This is a genomic window from Nocardia tenerifensis NBRC 101015, assembly GCF_000308715.1.
Taxonomy (GTDB): domain Bacteria; phylum Actinomycetota; class Actinomycetes; order Mycobacteriales; family Mycobacteriaceae; genus Nocardia; species Nocardia tenerifensis.
On record NZ_BAGH01000148.1, the window covers coordinates 1 to 20,398 of the forward strand.

Consider the following 20,398-nt stretch of genomic DNA (forward strand, 5'->3'; position numbering starts at 1 on the left):
GGTGCCGTCGACCGGCAGGGTCGAGTCCAGCGGTTCCCGGTTGGCCAGGATCTTCTCCACCAGCAGCAGCCGGTTCGGGCCGATCAGTCGGCGCACCCGCGCGAGATAGGCTGCCGGATAGGCCAATCCGTCCGGGTGGTCGATCCGGACGCCGTCGATGAGGTCGTGCTCGCACCAGGCGGCGAGCTCGCGGTGGGTGATCTCGAAGACCTCGTTGTCCTCCTGGCGGATGGCGGCGAGGCTGCTCACCGCGAAGAACCGGCGGTAGGTGCACACCCCCGCCTTCCAGCTCACCAGCCGGTAGTGCTGCTTGTCGTGGATGCGCAGCGCGTTGTCGCCGTCGGTGCCCTGCGCGATGGGGAAGCGCAGATCATGCAGGGCCAGCATGGGTTCGGCGCCCGAGCGGTCCACGGTCAGCGCCGCCGGGTCGTTCTCGCTCTGCAGCACCGGCAGCGCGAGGCGCCCGCCCGCGCCGTTGCCCGGACTCCAGTCGATGTCGAAGTAGTGCGCGAACGCCGATTCCCGCCCGTTGCGCAGCACGTCCCACCACCACGGGTTCTGCCGGGGGTCGGCCACCCCGACGTGGTTGGGTACCAGGTCGACGAGCAAACCCATGCCGCGGCTGCGGACTTCGTCGGAGAGCGCCTTGAACCCGACGGGTCCGCCGAGCGCGGCCGACACCGTCGTCGGGTCGGTGACGTCGTAACCGTGCGTCGAGCCGTGCGCAGCGGTGAGGATCGGCGACAGGTACAGGTGCGAAATGCCCAGCTGCTGTAGATATTCCGCGATCGTTCTGGCGTCGCTGAAGGTCAGCGCGTCCGGGCGCAGCTGGAGCCGGTAGGTGCTGCGGATCGTCGTCGGCCTGGCCTGGGTGCGGCGCAGCGAGAGCGGATCGGTCACGTGCGTCTCGGGGGCTTCCGGTGTGGTCATCGGTGGTCTGGTCATCCGGCGTGGCGCAGGACCAGCAGGCAGCGGGAGACCACCGGCACGGTGGCCGACGCGGGGTAGCTCGCGTCGGAGTGGCCGGTCGGCGTCGAACAGTCCAGTGCGACATCCCACTGCGTGCCGTAGTCGGTGTCGGGCAGCGTGAACTCCAAGGCCTCGTCGTGGGCGTTGAAGCACAGCAGGAACGAGTCGTCGGTGATCCGCTGGCCGCGCGGGCCGGGTTCGTGGATGCCCTTGCCGTTGAGGAACACGGTGAGCGACTTGCCGAATCCGCTGTCCCAGTCCGCGGTGGTCATCTCCGCGCCCTCCGGGGTGAGCCATGCGATGTCGCGCGCGCGGTCCTTCGACCGCACCGGCCTGCCGTCGAGGAAGCGACGGCGCCGGAAGACGGGGTGCTCGGTGCGCAACGCGATCACGTTGCGGGTGAATTCGAGCAGGTCCGAATTCTTTTGCATCAGTGACCAATCCATCCAGGCCAGCGGGGAGTCCTGGCAGTACACGTTGTTGTTGCCGTGCTGGGTCCGGCCCATCTCGTCGCCGTGCGCGAGCATCGGCACGCCCTGGCTGAGCACCAGCGTGGCCAGCAGATTACGACTCTGCCTGGCGCGCAACGCGAGCACGTGCGGGTCGTCGGTCTCGCCCTCGACCCCGCAGTTCCACGATCGATTCCAGCTCTCGCCGTCGCGGTTGTCCTCGCCGTTGGCCTCGTTGTGTTTCTCGTTGTAGGACACCAGGTCTCGCAGGGTGAACCCGTCGTGCGCGGTGATGAAGTTGATGCTCGCGCTCGGCCTGCGGCCGGTGGCCTCGTACAGGTCCGAGGAGCCGGTGAGCCGGGAGGCGAACTCGCCGAGCGTCGCCGGTTCGCCGCGCCAGTAATCGCGCACGGTGTCCCGGTATTTGCCGTTCCACTCCGTCCACAGCCCGGGGAAGTTGCCGACCTGGTAGCCGCCCTCGCCCACGTCCCACGGCTCGGCGATCAGCTTCACCTGGCTGACCACCGGATCCTGTTGCACCAGATCGAAGAACGTGGACAGGCGGTCGACGTCGTGCAGCTCGCGGGCCAGCGTGGCGGCCAGGTCGAAGCGGAAGCCGTCGACGTGCATGTCCAGCACCCAGTAGCGCAGCGAGTCCATGATCAGCTGCAGCGTGTGCGGGTGCCGCACGTTCAGGCTGTTGCCGGTGCCGGTGTAATCCATGTAGCGCGAAGGGTCTTCGTCGAGGACGCGGTAGTAGGCCGCGTTGTCGATGCCGCGGAAGCCGATGGTCGGCCCGAGGTGGTTGCCCTCGGCGGTGTGGTTGTAGACCACGTCGAGGATCACCTCGATGTCCTCGGCGTGCAGCGCGCGCACCATGGCCTTGAACTCGGTCACGGCCGAGTCGGCGCGTTTGATGGCGGCGTACTCGTTGTGCGGGGCGAGATAGCCGAAGCTGTTGTAGCCCCAGTAGTTTCGCAGCCCCTGGTCGAGCAGCACGCGGTCCTGGAGGAACTGGTGCACCGGCATCAGCTCGATCGCGGTGATGCCGAGGCCCTTCAGGTGCTCGATGATCGCCGGGTGCGCGATGCCGGAGTAGGTGCCGCGCAACTCCTCCGGGACGTCGGGGTGGGTGGCGGTCATGCCCTTGACGTGCGCCTCGTAGATCACCGTCTCGTGGTACGGGCGGTTCGGCGCGCGGTCGGTGCCCCAGTCGAAGTACGGGTTGATCACCACGCCTGCCATGGTGTGGCCGAGCGAGTCGAGGCCGTAGGTGTAGAGCGAGGGGTCGTTGTCGAACTCGCCGTCGAACGCCTTGCCGTACGGGTCGAGCAGCAGTTTGCTCGCGTCGCAGCGCAATCCGTGGTCCGGGTCGTAGGGGCCGTGCACCCGGAATCCGTAGCGCTGACCCGGGCCGACCGCGGGTAGGTAGGCGTGCCACACGTACCCGTCGACCTCGTCGAGCGGCACCCTGGACTCGGTGCCGTCCCTGGCGATCAGGCACAACTCGACGGCGTCGGCGACCTCGGAGAAGACCGAGAAGTTGGTGCCGGCCCCGTCGTAGGTCGCGCCGAGCGGGTATGCGGTGCCGGGCCACACGCCGAGGGGGGTCGCGTCACCGGACGCTGCGTCGGGCTGAGCCATAGCAACGACATTAGCGGCAGCGGCCGATCGCTCGGCGCGGGTGGGTTGCGACCCGGCCGGTCAGCGCAGGGCTGGTCGGGTGTCCAGCCAGCGTCGCCGGTACCCGAGCCGGACGGCCAGGCGGGCCAGCCCGCCCAGCACCGCGCGCTGGGCCCAGCGCGGGAGTCCGGCGAGGTAGCCGTCCTGGTACTCCCACAGCAACGCCATGGCGAGCGGGTCGCGCGGCACGCGTCCCGCGGTGGTCTTGCCCGCCCTGTCCAGATTGGACCAGAGCTCGAACATCTCCCAGTGCCGCAGCGGCGGGCGGATCTCGTGGTCGAGGACGGTGTCGGGCGCTTCGGTCCAGAATTCGTGCACCGTTCCGGCGGGTGCGGTGACCGTGTCGCCCGGATCGGCGACGTGCTCGACGCCGTCTATCTTGTATCGCGTGCGGCCCTGGCGAATCGTCCAGCGCTCGGTGAGCACGGGGTGCCAGTGCGGACCCGCCTGCCGCTCGGCCCGCGGCAACTCGTGGCGAAGCCGCAGGTACGGGCCGTGCTCGTCGGTGCCCGAGGCGACGAGGGTGACCCGATGCCCGTTGCGGAAGGTGAGGGTCGGGTTGTCTTCCATAGGACAATTTATAAAGGTATCCTTCATATTGTGTCAACGAGCAACCCGGACGCCTCGCTGCTCAAATTGTTGAGCCGGGCCACCGCCGCCTACGAGCGCGCCCTGAACCTTGAACTGCGGGCCCGCCTCGACGATCAGCTGCGCCCCGCGCACTACACCGTCTTTCGCCACCTCGACCCGGCCGGTTCGCGGATCACCGCGCTGGCCGAGTCGGCGGGCATGACCCAGCAGTCGATGGGGGAGTTGGTAACCCATTTGGAGCGTTGCGGTTTGGTGGAGCGTCAGGTCGACCCGTCCGATCGGCGCGCGCGACTCGTCGTGCTGACCGAGGCAGGCGAGGCGGCGCTGGGCGTTGCGGCGCAACGGATTCGGACCATCGAGCGGATGATCGCCGAGCATCTGGGCAGTGGTGGGCTCGCCGAGCTGCGCCGGGCGCTCGCCGCGGTGAACGAGGCGCTCGACGCCGAATGAGCCTTACTCGGGCGGGGTGAGTGAGCGCCGCCAGGTCTGGCCGATCAGGTCGGCGCCCCAGCTGTGGTGCGGACTCTCTTCTGCCAGTTCGAAACCCGCGCGCTGATAAATGTGCCGTGCCGCGGTGAGGACGTCGTTGGTCCACAACACGATCTCGCGGTAGCCCGCCGCGGTGGCGAAGCGCAGGCACTCCTCGACCAGCGCGGCGCCGATGCCGAGGCCGCGCGCGGTCGGCTCGACCAGCAGCAGGCGCAGCCGGGCGGTCGTCTCGTTCTCGGCGACGCAGAAGACGCTGCCCACCGGCTCGCCGCCGGACTCGGCGATCCAGGCGCGCTCGCGTCGCTCGTCGCGCCCGGCGAGGTAGTCGGCGACGATGCGCACGATCAGTTCCTCATACGTTCCGTCCCAACCGTATTCGTCGGCGTAGAGCCGGGCGTGCCGCTCGATGACCCACCCGTAGTCGCCCGACTTCGGCTCCCGGAGGACGAAAGGGGGCGCGGCGACCGCGTTGGCCGGGTGGTCGAGGATCTGCTGGATGGTGTTCATCGCCGTGACCAAGCGGGCTCGCGCGGCGGGCGGTTTGGCGTTGAGCAGATAGCCGATCTCGTCGCTGGAGCGCCGGTCGAGCACCGCGGCGATCTCCTTGCCGCGGGCGTTGAGTCGCACCTCCTGGCGGCGGCCGTCGCTGTCGGAGCGGTTGCGCTGGATCAGCCCCGACTTCTCGAAGTTCGCCAGGATGCGGCTCAGGTAGCCGGCGTCGAGATCCAGTGTCTGGCGCAGGTTCACCACCTCGACGACCCCGGAGTTGGCCAGCTCGAACAGGATTCGCGCCTCGGTGAGCGAGTACTCGCTGTCGAGCAGTCCTTCGCGGAGCACGCCGATGACCCGGGTGTAGCGGCGGTTGAATTCCCGGACTGCGGCGATGTCCGTGGCGGCGACGGTGGTCACGACGGCTCCGTTCTCGTGTTGATCGTTGACTCAGTCAAAGAATAACCCGAAGTTGCCGATCGGCACCGGGAATCGAGCCGGCCCGCAGCTCTGGTGGTAACTTGAACGGCGTTCAAGCCCGCGACTTCGCGGGCGCGTCGCTCGATCGCGAGGATTCCCGTGGCACTGACCCCCGCCGAGATCGCCGCCATCGATGCCGAGCATGTCTGGCATCCCTACGGCGGATTTCCTGCGACGACCGAGCCGCTGGTCGTCGCCGAGGCTGCGGGCACCCGCCTGCGGCTGGCCGACGGTCGGGAACTGATCGACGGAATGAGCTCGTGGTGGGCCGCCATCCACGGGTATCGGCACCCCGTGCTCGACGCGGCGCTGGTCGCGCAGACGCGGCGGATGAGTCACGTGATGTTCGGCGGTCTCACCCACGAACCCGCCGCGCGGCTGGCCGAACTGCTGGTCGAGCTGACTCCGGCCGGGCTGGACAAGGTGTTCCTGTGCGATTCCGGTTCGGTATCGGTGGAGGTCGCCGTGAAGATGTGCCTGCAATACTGGCGCGCGCTCGGCCGACCGGGCAAGCGGCGGCTGCTCACCTGGCGCGGCGGCTATCACGGGGACACGTTCACGCCGATGAGCGTGTGCGACCCGACCGGCGGCATGCACTCGCTGTGGACCGATGTCCTGGTCGATCAGGTCTTCGCGCCGATGCCGCCGCGTGCGTTCGAGACGGAGTACGTGGCGGAGCTGGAGCGGCTGCTCGAAGACCACGCCGACGAACTCGCCGCGGTCATCGTGGAGCCGGTGGTGCAGGGCGCGGGCGGTATGCGCTGGCATCACCCGCGCTACCTCACCGAGCTGCGCCAGTTGTGCGACATGCACGGCGTGCTGCTCGTCTTCGATGAGATCGCGACCGGATTCGGCCGCACCGGAACGTTTTTCGCGGCCGATCAGGCGGGCGTGCACCCCGATGTGATGTGTGTCGGCAAGGCCTTGACGGGCGGGTATCTCACCCTGGCCGCGACGCTGTGCACCGCGTCGATCGCCGAGACGATCAGCGCGGGGCACGGCGGGCTGATGCACGGGCCGACCTTCATGGGCAACCCGCTGGCCTGCGCGGTCGCGGTGGCCTCGCTCGAACTGCTGACGGCCGGGGAGTGGCGCGGCGACGTGGCGCGGATCGAGTCGGGGCTCGAGGCGGGACTCGCCCCGCTGCGCGGGCTGCCCGGCGTGGTCGACGCGCGAGTGCTCGGCGCGATCGGCGTGGTCGAACTCGACCGGCCGGTGGACATGCGCACCGCGACCGACGCCGCCGTGGCGGCCGGGGTGTGGCTGCGGCCGTTCCGAAACCTGGTCTACACCATGCCGCCGTTCATCAGCACCGCCGAGGACGTCGCGGCGGTCACCGCCGGGATGCGCGCCGCCGTCGCGGCGCAGACCCGAATTGCGGTGTAGCTCAGGCGATCCACGGCGGCACGACCATCGAGTCGCCGCCGGGCACGCCCGCCTTCGCGCTCGCCTGCGCGGTGACGATGGCCGTGAAGCCCTCCGCGCCCGCGCTCACCTGACGCGGCAGGTCGGCGGGCAGGATGACCGTATCGCCTTCGGCAGCAGTGAGTTTCGTGCCGTCGAGATCGACGGTGAGGCTGCCCGCGGTGACGGTCCAGATCTGTTCGGTGTCGATGAAATGGACCGGGCCCGTCCGGTCGGCGGGGACGTCGACCCGCCAGAGTGCGAGCGCCGTGCCGCCCTGGGTGGGGGAGGCGAGGGTGGTCATGACGCCGGCGGGGGTCTCGGTGCGGCGGGTTTCGGTGTGTCGGATGAGGGTCATGCTCTGGCGCTCCATAAGATAGACAATCAGGTTGTCCATATAGTCAACGAGGTTGTCCAATATGTCAAGTGATGCGGGTGGGTACGAGCTGCCGTTGCGAATGCTGCTCGGCTTCCGTGCCGTCGTCGACGAGGTGCACGCCGACCTGGCCGAGCACGGGCACGCCGAGCTGCGGCCGATGCACGGCTTCATCTTTCAGGCCGTGGGCCGTGCGGGCGGCCCGCACGGCTGCACCGCCGCCGATCTCGGCCGGGCCCTCGGCATTTCGAAACAGGCCGCGGGCAAGCACATCGAGGCGCTCGAGCGGTCGGGGTACCTGCGGCGTGGACATGACCCGGCCGACGCGCGGCGCAAGGTCTACACGCTCACCGAACGCGCGCTCGACGTGCTGAACCGGTCCGCGCGGACCTTCGATCGGATACACGCGCGCTGGGCGCGGCAGCTCGGCGCGGAGCGGCTCGCGCAACTCGAGCGGGATCTGCGCACGGTCGCGCCGGGGGAGGTGTTCGGGCTCGATACGCCGAACTGGTTCGGCGGATGAGCGCTATGCATCTTGAACGGTGTTCAAGTATGCTCCGGAGCTGTGACTACCGATCCGTTGAGGTGGCTGGACGAGCGCGCGGCCGCGCGGGTGGCCGCCGGGCTGCGCCGTGAACTCCGACCCCGGGCGGCGCGGTCGCCGTCGATCGACCTCGCCTCCAACGACTACCTCGGGCTGGTTCGCCACCCCGAGGTGATCGACGGCGCGGTCGAGGCGGTGCGGCGTTGGGGCGCGGGCGCAACCGGCTCCCGGCTCGTCACCGGGACCACGGCGGAGCACGAGCTGCTGGAAGGGGAGCTGGCCGAATTCGTCGGTGCGGAAGCGGGTCTCGTCTTCGCCTCCGGTTACGCGGCCAACCTCGGCGTGGTCACCGCGCTGGCCGGGCGCGGGGCGCTGGTGGTCTCCGACGCGGGCAGCCACGCCTCGCTCGTCGACGCGTGCCGGCTGTCGCGGGCGCGGGTCGAGGTGACCGCGCACGGCGATGTCGAGGCGGTCGATCGGGTGCTGGCCGCGCGGACCGAGGACCGGGCGCTGGTGCTCACCGACTCGGTGTTCAGCGCCGACGGTGATCTCGCTCCGCTGGTGGAGCTGCATCGGGTCACCCGGGCGCGGGGCGCGGTGCTGGTCGTGGACGAGGCGCACGGGCTCGGCGTGCGTGGCGTCGGTGGGCGTGGGCTCGTGCACGAACTCGGCTTGGCCGGGGCACCGGACCTGGTGATCACCGCCACCCTGTCGAAATCCCTTGCCGCACAAGGCGGTGTGGTGCTATCCAGCGAACGGGTGCGGGCGCATTTGATCGATGCCGCGCGCACGTTCATCTTCGACACGGGGCTCGCGCCCGCCGCGGTCGGCGCGGCGCGTGCGGCGCTGCGGGTGTTGTGCCGGGAGCCCGAGTTGGCGGGCCGGGTGCTGGCACGGGCCGCCGACATAGCGCGGATAGCCGCTGTGTCCGTGCCGGATTCGGCGGTGGTGTCGGTGGTGCTGGGCACGGCTCAGGTCGCTTACGAAGCGGCGCAGGCATGTCGGGCGCGGGGGCTCGACGTCGGGTGCTTTCGGCCGCCGTCGGTGCCGGACGGTACGTCGCGGCTGCGACTGACTGCTCGTGCCAACCTCACGCCGGGTGAGATGGACACCATCGCAACGGTTCTCGGAGATGTTCTGGTCCAGGCACGCGGACTGGTTCGCGCATGAGTGTCGCGGCGGCGGGGCGTCGGGCATGAGCGCGCCGGTCGGTCCCGTGAATCTGTTATCGATCGTGGTAATCGCAAAGGCGGTGCGCGGATGAGCATTCTGTTGGTAACCGGAACCTCCACCGAGGTCGGCAAAACCGTGGTCACCGCGGCCGTCGCCGCCCTCGCCATGGCAGAAGGCAGGTCGGTGGCGGTGTGCAAGCCGGGCCAAACCGGAGTCGCCCCGGGCGAACCCGGCGACCTGGCCGAGATCGAGCGCCTCACCGGCGTCACCCGAACCGTGGAGTTCGCGCGCTACCCGGACCCGCTCGCCCCAGACACCGCCGCCCGGCGCGCGGGACTGCCCGAACTCACACTGGCCGAAACCGTCACGGGGATAACGGCGCTCGCCGACGCCCAGCTCACCCTGGTCGAGGGCGCGGGCGGACTGCTGGTGCGACTCGGCGATTTCACCCTGCTCGACCTGGCCCAAAAGCTCGACGCGCCGGTACTTGTGGTAGCCGCCGCAGGCCTCGGCACGCTCAACCACACCGAATTGACCACCCGCGCACTGGCCTCGGCGGGCGTGCGATGCGCGGGCGTGGTCATCGGCTCGTGGCCCGCCGAGCCGGACTTGGCAGCCGAGTGCAACCGAATCGACCTGCCCCGGGTCACCGGCGTCGACCTCGTCGGAGCCGTGCCCGCCGGTGCGGGTGCTTGGGACCGTGCCAGGTTCACCGCCGCAGCGCGCGGCTGGTTCGAGCCGACCTGGTCGCCGTTCGCCTAAACCGGCGTCGATGTCCACCTGGCGCATCCCGGCTGCATCGCCGCCTAGCCGCGTCGTCGTCGCGGATACAACCTGGCATGGGCTCCCCTCCTTGCCTCCAGGTGAATGCCTTGCCGCCCGGTGAACGCCCTGCTGCGCGCCGCGGACGCTTTGCCGTGATGCCGATCTCTGTGCGCCTGGCGAACGCCCTGCCGCGGCCGATCGCCTTGCCGCGCAATGATCGCTCTGTCGTGCGGCGGACGCCTTGCCGGGTGGCGGACGCCTTGCCGTGCGCTGCTCCCCTTGGCGTGCGGCGCACGTCTGGCCAGGCGACTTCGGATACATTCGGCCGGACTTCGAGAACAAGCCTTATGCCGTGAACTTGCGCGGCCCAGCGGGTTTCAGCGGACGGTGTCGTCGGCGCGGGGCTGGATCGTGGAGGTGGGGACCAGGTTCCAGGTCTCGAGTCGCTTGCGGATCTGTTCGGCGGCGTCGATATTGAGGGGGCCGCTGGTCCACATGGCGTAGGGCAGGTTGAGGAAGCGGCCCTCGGTGACGGCGCGGAGCTGGTTGATGCCGGGCTTGGCGCGCAGGGCCTCGACCTTCTGGTCGAAGGTCTGCGGCGGGTAGTCGACGAACATGATGGCGTCGGGGTCGGCGGCGGCCAGGCGCTCCCAGGACACCCTGGTCCAGGTGTCGGGCACGTCGCTGAGCGCGTTGCGTCCGCCCGCGGCGTCCAGGATCGCCTGCGGCGCACCGAAACTGCCACTGGACATCAGGGAGTCGGTGGCGCTGTCGAACAGGAAGATGGTCGGCTTGCGCTCGGCCTGCGGCGCGCCGCCGAGCGCCGCGAGCCGTCGATCGAGGTCGGCGGTGACCTCGGCGGCGCGCTCGGCACGGCCGGTGATGGCGCCGAGGTTGGTGAGGTCGGTGCGCAGCGCCGTCCACGGCTCGACGATGCCGCGCGGACGCTCGCCATTGTGCTGACGGCAGCTCTCGGTGAGCGTGTAGGCCGCTATCCCGGCCTTGCCCAACGACTCCGGGGTCAGGTTCTTGGCCTCGTCGTACCCGTAGCTCCAGCCCGCGACCATCACGTCGGGGCCTTGCGCCAGCACGGTCTCCCGCGAGGGATATTCCGGCGCAACGGACTTCAGCTGATCGACGGCCGGGCCGTAGTGCCTGCGCAGGGTGTCCGCGTCCCGCTGCACGCTCGACACCGCGACGACCTGATCCTGCGCGCCGAGCGCCAGCGCCATCGAGATCAGGTTTCCGTCGTTGACGAACAACCGTTGCGCGGGCGCCGGAAACCGCACGTCCACTTCGCAATTGCGGAGGGTGAGGTCACCGGCGGTCGCCTTCTGCGTACCGCACCCCGCGACCGCGGCGGCCAGCGCGACCGCCGCGACTACGCGCAAAGTGTGCTTCATATATCGCCTTTCGAGACAATCAGCAGGAACGAGAGCGCTCGAACATCAGGAGCGCGGGGTGATCAACAGGTGCGGCACGCCGGTCTCGGGATGCGGGACGCGCAGGGCGCGCACGCCGAAGACCTCGTCGACCACCTCGGGGGCGAGCGCGGCGGCGGGCGGGTTCAGCGGGTGCGCGGCGCCCTTGTGCAGCACCAGGATTCGGTCGCAGTAGCGATCGGCGAGCGCCAGGTCGTGCAGCGCCATGACGACGGTGCGGCGCAGCGTGCGGGTCAGGGTGAGCAGTTCCAGGCGGTGGGTGATGTCCAGGTGGTTCGTCGGCTCGTCCAGCAGCAGCACCGGGGTGTCCTGCACGAGCGCGCGGGCCAGCAGCACCCGCTGGCGTTCGCCGCCGGAGAGGCGATGGACCGGGCGGTCGGCGAACCCGGCCAAATCCACTGTGGTCAAGGCCTGTTCGACGGCCTCCCGCTCGCGCGGCGAGCCGGCGCCCCAGGGCGGTAGATAGGGCGTAAGCCCCAGCGCGACAACCTCGCCCGCGCGCAGATCGGCGGACGGCTGCTCGTCCTGCGCCACCATGGCCACCGTTCGCGCGCGCCGCCGCGCCGACATCTCGTGCAGCACTTTGCCATCCACGGTCACCCGGCCACGCACCGGCCGCCGCACCCCCGCGAGCGCCCGCAGCAGCGTCGTCTTACCCGTGCCGTTCGGCCCGACGATCCCGATCGTCTCGCCGGGTTCTATGAAGAACGTCACGTCGGAAACCACGACCCGCCGCCCGACCGCACACGCCAGCTCGTGCACCGCCAATGCGCCTGCCCCGCTGCAATTTTGGGACGAACCGGGATCGTTCGCCCGCCTGCCTGCCGCCTCGCGCCCGATCGGCTCGGCCATGTGCGGCGGGTGGTCGTGCTCGTGGGTGCCGGCCTGGCGCTCGATCGACTGGAGCGCGTGCGGTGGGTGGTCGGCGTGCTCGTGGGCGTCGGCCTCGCGATCCTGCTCGCGCCCGTACGCCGCCTCACGTCGATCGCGTCCGTTCACGCTTCACCGAACCGGTACCGTCGTCGCCCCATCAAGAGCAGGAACGCGGGCGCGCCGATCAGGCCGGTCAGCACGCCGACGGGGATCTCGGTGGGGCGCACCACGACTCGGGTCGCGGCGTCGGCGACGACGAGGAACAGCGCGCCGCAGAGGGCGCAGGCGGGCAGTAGTCCGCGGTGGCGCGGGCCGACCAGCAGGCGCGCGGCGTGCGGCACGACCAAACCGACGAAACCGATGCCGCCCGACACCGCCACGAGCACCCCGACCAGCACCGCCAGCAGCACGAACAGGGCGATGCGCAGCTCCTTCACCGGCACGCCGAGTCCGGCGGCGGTGTCCGCGCCGCCGGCCAGTGCGTCGAGCCATCCGCTCGCGCCGAACAGCGCGAGCCCGGCGAGTGCGACGACGCTGAGCGGCAACGCGATTCGCGTCCAGTCCGCCCCGGCGAGGCTGCCGAGCAGCCAGAACAGCACGGACTGGGCCGCGGCCGGATCGGGACGGCGAAAGATGAGATAGCTACTGAGGGCGGCGAACGCGGAGCCGAGCACGGTTCCGGTGAGCACGAGCCGCAACGGCGTCAGCCCGCCCTGCGCGATCGCGATCGCGAACACCAGCCCGGCCGCGACGAACGCGCCGACGAGCGCCCCGCCCGACAGCGCCCACACCCCGGCACCCGCGAACAGCCCGGAGGTGATGACCGCCGCCGCGCCGACCCCCGCACCCGAGGACACCCCGAGCAGGTACGGGTCGGCGAGCGGATTGCGCACCAGCGTCTGCATGGCGGCCCCGGCCAGCGCGAGCCCGGCGCCGACGATCGCGGCGAGCACCGTGCGCGGCACCCGCAGCTGCCACACGATGGTGTCCAGGCCGAAGTCGGCGGGCGACTGCCCGGTGACGCGGTGCCGCAGCACCTCCAGAACCGAACCGACCGGCAGCGTCTCCGCGCCGAAGCCGGTGGCGAGGATCATCGCGCAGATCAGTAGCGCGCCGAGGACGGGGAAGGCGATCGCTGTGCGGACGCGGGTCATGTCGGCACCTCGCCGACGCTCGGCCATCGGCTGCGCCGAGGTGCGTCGGCACATGATTCGCCCGCTACGCGCGCGCGTCGGTCGTGCTCCACAGGCAAGTCGCGGCCTCTCCAGAGTTGTCCTGGCAGGGGAGGTCTGACTCTCGCCGGTGAGGGCGATCACAGTGGCGCGACCGTTCCGGGATTGCACCGGATTCTCGCACCCGCCAGGGATGACGGGGGAACTCTACCGGTCGGTCGGGTTGACGCCCGCCGCCGGGTCGCGCGTGGCATGGCAGCGCCGCACACCCTTACCTACAGTGGGAGAGATGTCGCCGTTCGATGATCGGCACCCGTCCACCGTCACGGACTGGGACGACGCGCGACGCAAAGCCCGGCTACGGGACACCAGCCTGTGGCACGAGTGGAAGACGTTGCGCCGGACCAGGTCGGCGGTGCTCCGGGTGATCGCCCTGCTCGCCGCCGTACTCGTCGTCTTCGCGCAGTACCTGACCTTCGACGTGGAGCCGGAGCAGGCCCGGCTGGCGCACACCGATCCGGCGATCCTGCCCGTCGCCCCGCCCATCGACCCGAAGGACTGGGACACCGTGGTGGTGGACATGGTCGGGCTCGGCGGCTTGGACGCCAGCGCGACCGCCGCGGCCCTCCCTTCACTGCGCGGCATGGGCGTGGTGTGGGCCATCCGCTACGACAACGAGGGCATCGACACCAAGGTGATCGCCGACCTGATCGTGCACGCCACCAAGCTGTCGGGGTTGAAGAACATCGTGCTGGTCGGGCACAGCATGGGCGGGGTGATCGCGCTGGAGGTCGCCAAGCACGTCCACCTCGACAGCGACCGCCGCCTGGTCGGCGTCGTCCTCGACTGCACCCCGGTCGATCTCGACGCGGTCCGCCCGGAGAGCCGCGGCGCGGGCGAGGACATGGTGCGCTGGATGCGCTGGCTCCCCGGCGCGCGCGAGAGCAGGCTGCTGCGGATCGCCGTCGAAACCTATGCGCGCCGTGACCGTTTCGTCTATCACGGCGGTCGTGGCATACCTCCGGGCATCCGCTTCGCCGGCTTCCGCGATGTGCTGGGAGAGGTGTTGCGGGAGAAGATCTTCTCGCGCAACGCGGCGAGCAACGGGTTGATCGAGTCACAGTTCACCGCGATCGTGGCGGGCGGCGCGACGGGCGATCTGCGCGCGCTCGCCGCGCCCGCGGACGGAAAGCCGCGCCCCGCCATCGTTTTCATCCGCCCGCGCGACCCGGAGCGGGACCGGGTGGTCGACGTCGAGTACTCGCATCGGGTGCTGATCGAGCAGTCCGGCGGGGTGGACGGCACGCTGTCGGTGGTGCTCGCGCGAAACACCGGGCACGCAAACCCGATGCAGCGGCCGGTGGAGTACAACACGGTGATCGAGCAGCAGATCGTGCCGTTCATCGAGCGGTACCAGGCACAGGTCAGGGCGACGCAGGCGGCGGCGGCACCGCGCTGAAGGGTTCGAACCAGGCTGAGACAAACGGTGTTCCGGCCGGTTTTGTCTTGTTTGAATCCGTGCATGTATCGACCACGCACGTTCTTGTTCGGCCGCCAAGGCCGCACCACCGCCGCATTGCTCGCCGTGGCAACCGTTGCGACCCTCGGACTCACCGGCTGCGCGAACAACGACAAGCCGGTCGGTCCCGTCGCCGCGGACGCGCCGCTGCCCGTTGAGGTTCCGGCCGGAACCAAATTGGTCCTCGCCGATCAGTCCGAGCGCTTGCAGTCGGTGCTCCGGATATCCGGCGAGCTGGACCGCCTGCCGTTCAAGGTCGAGTTCGCCAATTTCGTGGGCGGCCCGGCCATTCTGGAGGCCTTCCGCGCCGGCGCCGCCGACGCCGCGCAGGTGGGCGATGTCCCGCCGATCCACGCGCTCATCGCGGGGCAGGACGTGCCGATCGTCGCGGCGTATCAGACCAGCCCCGCCGCGCTGAAACTCGCGGTGGCGCCCGGAAAGTCGGTGACGACGCTCGCCGACCTGAAGGGCAAGAAGATCGCCTACGCGGAGGGCACCGCGCAGCAGGCCGCGGTGCTGCGCGCCCTGGACAAGGCCGGGCTGAAACCCGCTGACGTGCAACTGATCCGATTGCAGCTCGCCGAGTTCCTCGACGCGGTGCGCACCGCGCAGGTCGACGTCGCGCCGCTGATCGAGCCGAATGTCACTCGGCTGCTGCGGACTCCGGGCGCGGCGCTGATCCCCGACGCGCAGACCGAGGGCATCTACGGCGGCCTCGGCTACCTGTACGCCCGGCGCGCGGTGACGCAGGATCCGGCGAAGGCGGCCGCGGTCCGCGCCCTCGTCGCCGCCTTCGTGCGGGCCAACCAGTGGGTCAATACTCATCAGGAGGAGTGGGCGCGCAGGTACTACGTGGACAACCAGAAGGTGAGCCCCGAGGACGCCAAGCGCATCGTGGACTCGCTGGGCACCTTCACCTTTCCGCACCTGGACCAGCAGCTGATCGACCGGCAGCAGGCCACCATCGACGCCATCGGCAAGGTGGGCGAGCTGCCGAAGAAGGTGCAGGCGGCCAAGGGTTTCGACCTGCGCTACGACGCCGCGGTCACCGAGGCGGTCACCGCCAGCGGCGCCGCGTTCGAGCCGAGGCAGCGGTGATGGCCACGCTGGACGCCGGCGTATGGCACCGGCTCGGACGCAATGCCACACCGGCGCTGGCCAAGCGCAAGCCCGCGCGGCCGCGCCTCGGACCCGGCCGGCCGATTCCGTTCGGCGCCGCCCTCGGCCCCACGCTGCTGATCGCCGCCTGGGTGCTCGGATCCGCCTCCGGCGCACTGGATCCCGAGACGCTGCCCGCGCCGTGGACGGTGGCCCAGACCGCCGGTGACCTGATCGCCGACGGCAGGTTGCAGTCCAATCTGCTCACCTCGGTGCAGCGGGCCGGTAGCGGACTGGTGATCGGCGTGCTCGTTGGACTCGTGCTCGCGCTCGTCGCGGGGCTGAGCCGGATCGGCGAGGCGCTGGTGGACGGGCCGATTCAGATCAAGCGCGCCATTCCGACGTTGGCGTTGATCCCGCTGTTCATCGTGTGGTTCGGCATCGGCGAGGAGATGAAGCTGCTCGTCATCACGACCAGCGTGGCGATCCCCGTCTACCTCAACACCCACGCCTATCTGCGCAGCGTCGACGCGCGGTACGTGGAACTCGCACAGACGGTCGGCCTTTCGCGCTGGGGCTTCATCCGCCGGATCGCGCTGCCCGGCTCGCTGCCCGGCTTCTTCATCGGGCTGCGGCTCGCGGTGACCATCGCCTGGCTGGCCCTGGTCGTGGTGGAGCAGGTCAATGCCACCAGCGGCATCGGCTACCTGATGACCCAGGCCCGCACGTACGGGCAGATCGACGTGATCGTGGTCGGGCTCGTGATCTACGGCCTGCTCGGGCTTTTCGGCGATCTCGCCGTGCGCGCGGTGGAAAGGAAGGCGCTGTCATGGCGACAGACACTGGGGGACTGAGCGTCGTACGCACCCGCGCGTTGCGCCGTGGGTTCGGCGAGCGGATCGTGCTGCGCGACATCGACCTCGACATCGGGCGCGGAGAGTTCGTCGCCCTGCTCGGGCGCAGCGGCTCCGGCAAGAGCACGCTGCTGCGGGCGCTCGCCGAGCTGGACTACGACGTGCCGGGCTCGGGCGAGCTGACCGTGCCCGCCGAACGCGCCGTGGTCTTTCAGGATTCGCGGCTGCTGCCGTGGATCCGCGTGCTCGACAACGTGATCCTGGGCACCAGCGGTGGCGGCGCCGCCGAGCGTGGACGTGCCGCGCTCGCCGAGGTCGGCCTCGCTGGACGCGAAAAAGCTTGGCCCAGACAGCTTTCCGGCGGCGAGCAGCAGCGGGTCGCGCTGGCCCGTTCGCTGGTGCGCGAGCCGGAGCTGCTGCTGGCCGACGAGCCGTTCGGCGCGCTGGACGCGCTCACCCGGATCAAGATGCACGCGCTGCTGCAAGACCTGTGCGCCCGGCACCGGCCCGCCGTCCTGCTGGTCACCCACGACGTCGACGAGGCGGTGCTGCTCGCCGACCGCGTGCTCGTGCTCGACGAGGGCCGCATCGCCGTCGATCAGCGCATCGAGCTGGAACGCCCGCGCACGCACAGCGATCCGGCCTTCATCCGTCACCGTTCCCTGCTGCTGGCCAGCCTCGGCGTCGGCGCCCGGCCGAGCACCCACGAAGAAGAGAAGCAAGCCTCATGAGTACTCCGCGTCAGCTCAGTCTCAACGCGTTCATCTACCCGTCCGGTCACCACGAGGCCGCGTGGCGGCACCCGGACAGCCAGCCCGGTCGAATCTACGACGTCGACTATTACCAGGAGATCGGCCGGACCGCCGAGGCCGCGAAACTCGACGCGGTGTTCTTCGCCGACGGGCCCGCGCTGCGCACCAACGTCAAGCACAACGCGGGCTCCGGCCTCGAGCCGATCACCCTGCTCACCGCCATCGCCACGGCGACAACGCATCTCGGCCTGATCGCCACCGCCTCCACCACCTACTACGAGCCCTACAATCTCGCGCGGCTGTTCTCCACGCTGGACCACATCTCGCGCGGCCGGGCCGGCTGGAACATCGTCACCACCGGAACCGACCTGGCCGCCGCCAACTTCGGCCTCGACCGGCACCCCGACCACGCCGAAAGGTACGCGCGGGCAAGGGAGTTCGTGGACGCCGTGGTCGCGCTCTGGGACAGCTGGGAGGACGACGCCATCCTGCTCGACCTGGCGAGCGGCGTCTACGCCGATCCGGACAAGATCCACCCGATCGACTTCGTCGGCGAACACCTCAGCGTGCGTGGGCCGTTCAACGCGCCGCGCACGCCGCAGGGCTACCCGGTGCTCGTGCAGGCGGGCGCGTCCAACGAGGGCCGCTCGTTCGCGGGCAAGTACGCCGAGGCGATCTTCACCGCGCACCAGCGCCTCGAGGACGCGCAGCGGTTCTACGCCGACATCAAGGCGCAAGCCCGCGGTTTCGGACGCGATCCGGAGCACGTGAAGATCCTGCCCGGTATCAGCCCGTTCATCGGCGACACCGAGGCGGCGGCCAAGCGGCTCGAGCGCGAGTTCAACGAGCTCACCGTGCCGGAATACGGTCTGTCGCAACTGGAGAACATCGTCGGCAAGAGCCTGCACCACCTCCCGCTCGACGAGGCGGTGCCGGTGGATCTTTTCGACGACGCCGGCGACGTCACCGACAACGGCCGCAGCAGACTGCAGGTTGTCGCGGGCATCGTGCAACGCGAGCGGCCCACGGTGCGCGGGCTGCTGCACCGGCTGGCGGGCGCCCGCGGACACCGGGTGTTCGCAGGCACACCCGAGCAGGTCGCCGACACCATCGAGGAATGGTTCCGCAGCGGGGCGGCGGACGGTTTCAACGTCATGCCGCCCTACTACCCGGGCGGACTACAGGTCTTCGCCGACACCGTCGTCCCGATCCTCCAGCAGCGCGGCCTCTTCCGCACCGAGTACACCGGCACCACCCTCCGCGACCATCTCGGCCTGCCCCGCCCGGCGGGCAGGACCGCGCCCGAGCCCGCGCTGACCTCTTGACACCCGCACGTCTCCTGATTCGCCGCACGCGATTTCATGTGCGCCGAATCGGGAGGTGTTGGTGTGTCAGTGCGTGTGCGGCGCGTAGGAATGCATGCGGCGTGCCGGATGCGCTTCAGCGAACCTCGGTGCCGAGCAGGTGCCGGACCCCGGCGATGAACAGTTGCAGCCCGAAGTCGAAACGCGCTGTGGCGTCGGGGGTTTCGTCGATAGGCGTGTCGTCGTCGGGAAGCGCGCCCGCGGAGTCCATCTGCATCCTGGATTGTTCGTCGACGGTCTGGCCGAGGACGTAGTACAGCAGCGTGAAGGAGCTGAGCTCGGCCTCGTGGCGGGGCATGCCCGCGCGAATGGCCGCGCTCGCCATGCGTTCCCGGCCCTTGCTCGTGGTGAGCCTGGAAGCGTAAGTGGCGGAGACCAATTCGGCGCCGTCGCGGTAGGCGAGCAAGCAGTCGCGCAGCCGGTGCGCCAATTCACTGAGCTGGCCGGACCATTCGGTCGCGACGATCGGCTCCGCCATGGGCGCCAGGATCTTGTCCGCGACCGCGCCGAGCAGGGCCTGTTTGTTGGGGAAGTGCCAGTACAGCGCGCCGGGCTGCACCTGGAGCGAGCCGGCCAGCCTGCGCATGGTCAGGTCCGCGAGGCCGTACTGGTCGAGGATCGCGACGGCGCCGTCGACCACATCCGCTCTGTGCAGTTGCACCCGAATTCCTTCCCTGTCCGAGGGCGGCGCGCGCGGCCTCCGTCGTGGTTACGCAGGCTACCGTCTCCCGGTTCGCCGGTCGCCCACGCGGACTCTGCCTCGTTGTGACGCCCTGTGCCGTCCACCCTAGCCTGAACGCCGTTCAAGTTGTAGCCTGAACGCTGTTCAAGTTGCCCGGCCACCTCGGCCGAACGAAGGGATTCGCGCAGTGACCCAGGCCCCAGTCGCACCCACCACCCCGCACATTCTGTCGACCGCCCGCGAGCAGGTGCTCGAGCGCGGCGAAGGACTGACCGAGCGGCAGACCCTCGAGGTGCTCCGACTCGGCGACGAGCACCTCGAAGATCTGCTCGCCCTGGCCCACGACGTGCGGATGAAATGGTGCGGCCCCGAGGTCGAGGTCGAGGGCATTATCAGCCTCAAGACCGGCGGCTGCCCCGAGGACTGTCACTTCTGCTCGCAGTCCGGCCTGTTCCAGTCGCCGGTGCGCGCGGCCTGGCTCGACATCCCGAGCCTGGTCGAGGCGGCCAAGCAGACCGCGAAGACCGGCGCGACCGAGTTCTGCATCGTCGCCGCGGTGCGCGGACCCGACGAGCGACTGATGGCGCAGGTCGCCGCCGGTGTCGAGGCGATTCGCAACGAGGTCGACATCCAGGTCGCGTGCTCGCTCGGCATGCTCACCCAGGAGCAGGTCGACCAACTCGCCGCCATGGGCGTGCACCGCTACAACCACAACCTGGAGACCTCGCGCTCGCACTTCCCCAACGTGGTCACCACGCACACCTGGGAAGAGCGCTGGGACACGCTGCGCATGGTCCGCGCCGCGGGCATGGAGGTCTGCTGCGGCGGCATCCTCGGCATGGGCGAAACACTGGAGCAGCGTGCGGAATTCGCGGCGAACCTGGCCGAACTCGAACCCGACGAGGTGCCGCTGAACTTCCTCAACCCGCGCCCCGGCACCCCCTTCGGCGACCTCGAGGTGCTGCCCGCCGCCGACGCGCTGCGCGCGGTCGCCGCGTTCCGGCTCGCGTTGCCGCGCACCATCCTTCGCTTCGCGGGCGGTCGCGAGATCACCCTCGGTGACCTCGGCGCCAAGCAGGGCATCCTCGGCGGCATCAACGCCGTCATCGTCGGCAACTACCTGACCACCCTCGGCAGGCCCGCCGAGGCGGATCTCGATCTGCTCGGCGAGTTGAAGATGCCGATCAAGGCGCTCAACGAAACCCTGTAGCAGGACCCATGAGTAAGGTC

The 20,398-nt window shown here is 69.9% G+C and carries 20 protein-coding genes; 11 read left to right on the plus strand and 9 right to left on the minus strand.

The genetic code is table 11. The annotated features are described in order from the left end of the window. The 3 genes from ON39_RS11680 to ON39_RS11690 form a co-directional block, all read right to left on the minus strand. Positions 1-930 (minus strand): alpha-amylase family glycosyl hydrolase (locus ON39_RS11680; RefSeq protein ID WP_255219259.1); only part of this gene is annotated, 930 nt, incomplete at its 3' end. An 11-nt stretch (positions 931-941) separates the two neighbouring features. Continuing rightward, a complete protein-coding gene (gene glgX, locus ON39_RS11685; RefSeq protein WP_040733585.1) occupies positions 942-3,062 on the minus strand; it encodes a glycogen debranching protein GlgX in 2,121 nt (706 codons plus the stop codon). A gap of 60 nt (positions 3,063-3,122) precedes the next feature. Next, positions 3,123-3,671, minus strand: coding sequence for a cupin domain-containing protein (locus ON39_RS11690; RefSeq protein WP_040733586.1), 549 nt, complete (start codon positions 3,669-3,671; stop codon positions 3,123-3,125). Positions 3,672-3,701: 30 nt separating this feature from the next. Between ON39_RS11690 and ON39_RS11695 the strand changes: the two genes are divergently transcribed. Continuing rightward, positions 3,702-4,142, plus strand: a complete 441-nt coding sequence (locus tag ON39_RS11695; RefSeq protein ID WP_040733588.1) for a MarR family winged helix-turn-helix transcriptional regulator — start codon at positions 3,702-3,704, stop codon at positions 4,140-4,142. Between the two features lie 3 nt (positions 4,143-4,145). Here ON39_RS11695 and ON39_RS11700 read toward each other — a convergent pair whose 3' ends face one another. Next, positions 4,146-5,090: a bifunctional helix-turn-helix transcriptional regulator/GNAT family N-acetyltransferase gene (locus tag ON39_RS11700; protein ID WP_040733589.1), complete on the minus strand. Its 945-nt coding sequence runs from the start codon at positions 5,088-5,090 to the stop codon at positions 4,146-4,148. Positions 5,091-5,249: 159 nt separating this feature from the next. Here ON39_RS11700 and ON39_RS11705 point away from each other — a divergent pair, with 159 nt between their 5' ends. Then, positions 5,250-6,536 carry an adenosylmethionine--8-amino-7-oxononanoate transaminase gene (locus tag ON39_RS11705; protein ID WP_040733590.1) on the plus strand — a complete coding sequence of 429 codons (1,287 nt, stop codon included), beginning with the start codon at positions 5,250-5,252 and terminating at the stop codon, positions 6,534-6,536. A 1-nt stretch (position 6,537) separates the two neighbouring features. On the opposite strand, the gene ON39_RS11710 is transcribed toward ON39_RS11705, so the two are convergent. Continuing rightward, a complete protein-coding gene (locus ON39_RS11710; protein ID WP_040733604.1) occupies positions 6,538-6,912 on the minus strand; it encodes a cupin domain-containing protein in 375 nt (124 codons plus the stop codon). A gap of 61 nt (positions 6,913-6,973) precedes the next feature. Between ON39_RS11710 and ON39_RS11715 the strand changes: the two genes are divergently transcribed. The 3 genes from ON39_RS11715 (at position 6,974) to bioD (ending at position 9,409) form a co-directional block, all read left to right on the plus strand. Next, a complete protein-coding gene (locus tag ON39_RS11715) occupies positions 6,974-7,453 on the plus strand; it encodes a MarR family winged helix-turn-helix transcriptional regulator (RefSeq protein ID WP_040733591.1) in 480 nt (159 codons plus the stop codon). A gap of 42 nt (positions 7,454-7,495) precedes the next feature. Then, positions 7,496-8,644, plus strand: coding sequence for an 8-amino-7-oxononanoate synthase (locus ON39_RS11720; RefSeq protein ID WP_040733594.1), 1,149 nt, complete (start codon positions 7,496-7,498; stop codon positions 8,642-8,644). A gap of 90 nt (positions 8,645-8,734) precedes the next feature. Further along, the gene (gene bioD, locus ON39_RS11725) at positions 8,735-9,409 is read left to right on the plus strand and encodes a dethiobiotin synthase (RefSeq protein WP_040733595.1); all 675 of its coding nucleotides are present in this window, start codon (positions 8,735-8,737) and stop codon (positions 9,407-9,409) included. 380 nt (positions 9,410-9,789) lie between these two features. On the opposite strand, the gene ON39_RS11730 is transcribed toward bioD, so the two are convergent. Genes ON39_RS11730 through ON39_RS11740 form a run of 3 tightly spaced genes read right to left on the minus strand, consistent with a single transcriptional unit; the run spans position 9,790 to position 12,881 of the window. After that, positions 9,790-10,815, minus strand: coding sequence for an ABC transporter substrate-binding protein (locus ON39_RS11730; RefSeq protein ID WP_040733596.1), 1,026 nt, complete (start codon positions 10,813-10,815; stop codon positions 9,790-9,792). A gap of 45 nt (positions 10,816-10,860) precedes the next feature. After that, entirely contained in the window at positions 10,861-11,853 is a 993-nt protein-coding gene (locus tag ON39_RS11735) for an ABC transporter ATP-binding protein (RefSeq protein WP_246002999.1), read from the minus strand. Next, a complete protein-coding gene (locus ON39_RS11740; RefSeq protein ID WP_040733606.1) occupies positions 11,850-12,881 on the minus strand; it encodes a FecCD family ABC transporter permease in 1,032 nt (343 codons plus the stop codon). Before ON39_RS11740 ends, ON39_RS11735 begins: the two co-directional genes overlap by 4 nt. A gap of 307 nt (positions 12,882-13,188) precedes the next feature. Here ON39_RS11740 and ON39_RS11745 point away from each other — a divergent pair, with 307 nt between their 5' ends. From ON39_RS11745 to ON39_RS11765, 5 genes are all read left to right on the plus strand, one after another. Beyond that, positions 13,189-14,358: an alpha/beta fold hydrolase gene (locus ON39_RS11745; RefSeq protein ID WP_040733597.1), complete on the plus strand. Its 1,170-nt coding sequence runs from the start codon at positions 13,189-13,191 to the stop codon at positions 14,356-14,358. Between the two features lie 63 nt (positions 14,359-14,421). Beyond that, positions 14,422-15,516: an ABC transporter substrate-binding protein gene (locus ON39_RS11750; protein WP_040733598.1), complete on the plus strand. Its 1,095-nt coding sequence runs from the start codon at positions 14,422-14,424 to the stop codon at positions 15,514-15,516. Then, on the plus strand, positions 15,516-16,370 hold the full coding sequence (locus ON39_RS11755) for an ABC transporter permease (RefSeq protein WP_040733599.1): 855 nt from the start codon (positions 15,516-15,518) through the stop codon (positions 16,368-16,370). Before ON39_RS11750 ends, ON39_RS11755 begins: the two co-directional genes overlap by 1 nt. Beyond that, positions 16,346-17,101 carry an ABC transporter ATP-binding protein gene (locus tag ON39_RS11760; protein ID WP_174412514.1) on the plus strand — a complete coding sequence of 252 codons (756 nt, stop codon included), beginning with the start codon at positions 16,346-16,348 and terminating at the stop codon, positions 17,099-17,101. Before ON39_RS11755 ends, ON39_RS11760 begins: the two co-directional genes overlap by 25 nt. Continuing rightward, entirely contained in the window at positions 17,098-18,447 is a 1,350-nt protein-coding gene (locus ON39_RS11765; protein ID WP_040733600.1) for an LLM class flavin-dependent oxidoreductase, read from the plus strand. Before ON39_RS11760 ends, ON39_RS11765 begins: the two co-directional genes overlap by 4 nt. Before the next feature lie 115 nt (positions 18,448-18,562). Here the strand turns inward: ON39_RS11765 and ON39_RS11770 are convergent, their stop codons facing one another. Further along, complete coding sequence (locus ON39_RS11770) at positions 18,563-19,147, minus strand: TetR/AcrR family transcriptional regulator C-terminal domain-containing protein (RefSeq protein WP_040733601.1); 585 nt, start codon at positions 19,145-19,147, stop codon at positions 18,563-18,565. Between the two features lie 208 nt (positions 19,148-19,355). Between ON39_RS11770 and bioB the strand changes: the two genes are divergently transcribed. Continuing rightward, positions 19,356-20,378 carry a biotin synthase BioB gene (gene bioB / locus ON39_RS11775; protein ID WP_040733602.1) on the plus strand — a complete coding sequence of 341 codons (1,023 nt, stop codon included), beginning with the start codon at positions 19,356-19,358 and terminating at the stop codon, positions 20,376-20,378. Positions 20,379-20,398: the final 20 nt, after the last annotated feature.

Excerpts from the sequence above, each read along its gene's own strand:
- ON39_RS11690 (WP_040733586.1), bottom strand. The coding sequence starts at position 3,671 with ATGGAAGACAACCCGACCCTCACCTTCCGCAACGGGCATCGGGTCACC.
- ON39_RS11755 (WP_040733599.1), top strand. The coding sequence starts at position 15,516 with ATGGCCACGCTGGACGCCGGCGTATGGCACCGGCTCGGACGCAATGCC.
- bioD (WP_040733595.1), top strand. The coding sequence starts at position 8,735 with ATGAGCATTCTGTTGGTAACCGGAACCTCCACCGAGGTCGGCAAAACC.
- ON39_RS11715 (WP_040733591.1), top strand. The coding sequence starts at position 6,974 with ATGTCAAGTGATGCGGGTGGGTACGAGCTGCCGTTGCGAATGCTGCTC.
- ON39_RS11730 (WP_040733596.1), bottom strand. The coding sequence starts at position 10,815 with ATGAAGCACACTTTGCGCGTAGTCGCGGCGGTCGCGCTGGCCGCCGCG.
- ON39_RS11750 (WP_040733598.1), top strand. The coding sequence starts at position 14,422 with ATGTATCGACCACGCACGTTCTTGTTCGGCCGCCAAGGCCGCACCACC.
- ON39_RS11745 (WP_040733597.1), top strand. The coding sequence starts at position 13,189 with ATGTCGCCGTTCGATGATCGGCACCCGTCCACCGTCACGGACTGGGAC.
- ON39_RS11760 (WP_174412514.1), top strand. The coding sequence starts at position 16,346 with ATGGCGACAGACACTGGGGGACTGAGCGTCGTACGCACCCGCGCGTTG.
- glgX (WP_040733585.1), bottom strand. The coding sequence starts at position 3,062 with ATGGCTCAGCCCGACGCAGCGTCCGGTGACGCGACCCCCCTCGGCGTG.
- ON39_RS11710 (WP_040733604.1), bottom strand. The coding sequence starts at position 6,912 with ATGACCCTCATCCGACACACCGAAACCCGCCGCACCGAGACCCCCGCC.
- ON39_RS11765 (WP_040733600.1), top strand. The coding sequence starts at position 17,098 with ATGAGTACTCCGCGTCAGCTCAGTCTCAACGCGTTCATCTACCCGTCC.
- ON39_RS11740 (WP_040733606.1), bottom strand. The coding sequence starts at position 12,881 with ATGACCCGCGTCCGCACAGCGATCGCCTTCCCCGTCCTCGGCGCGCTA.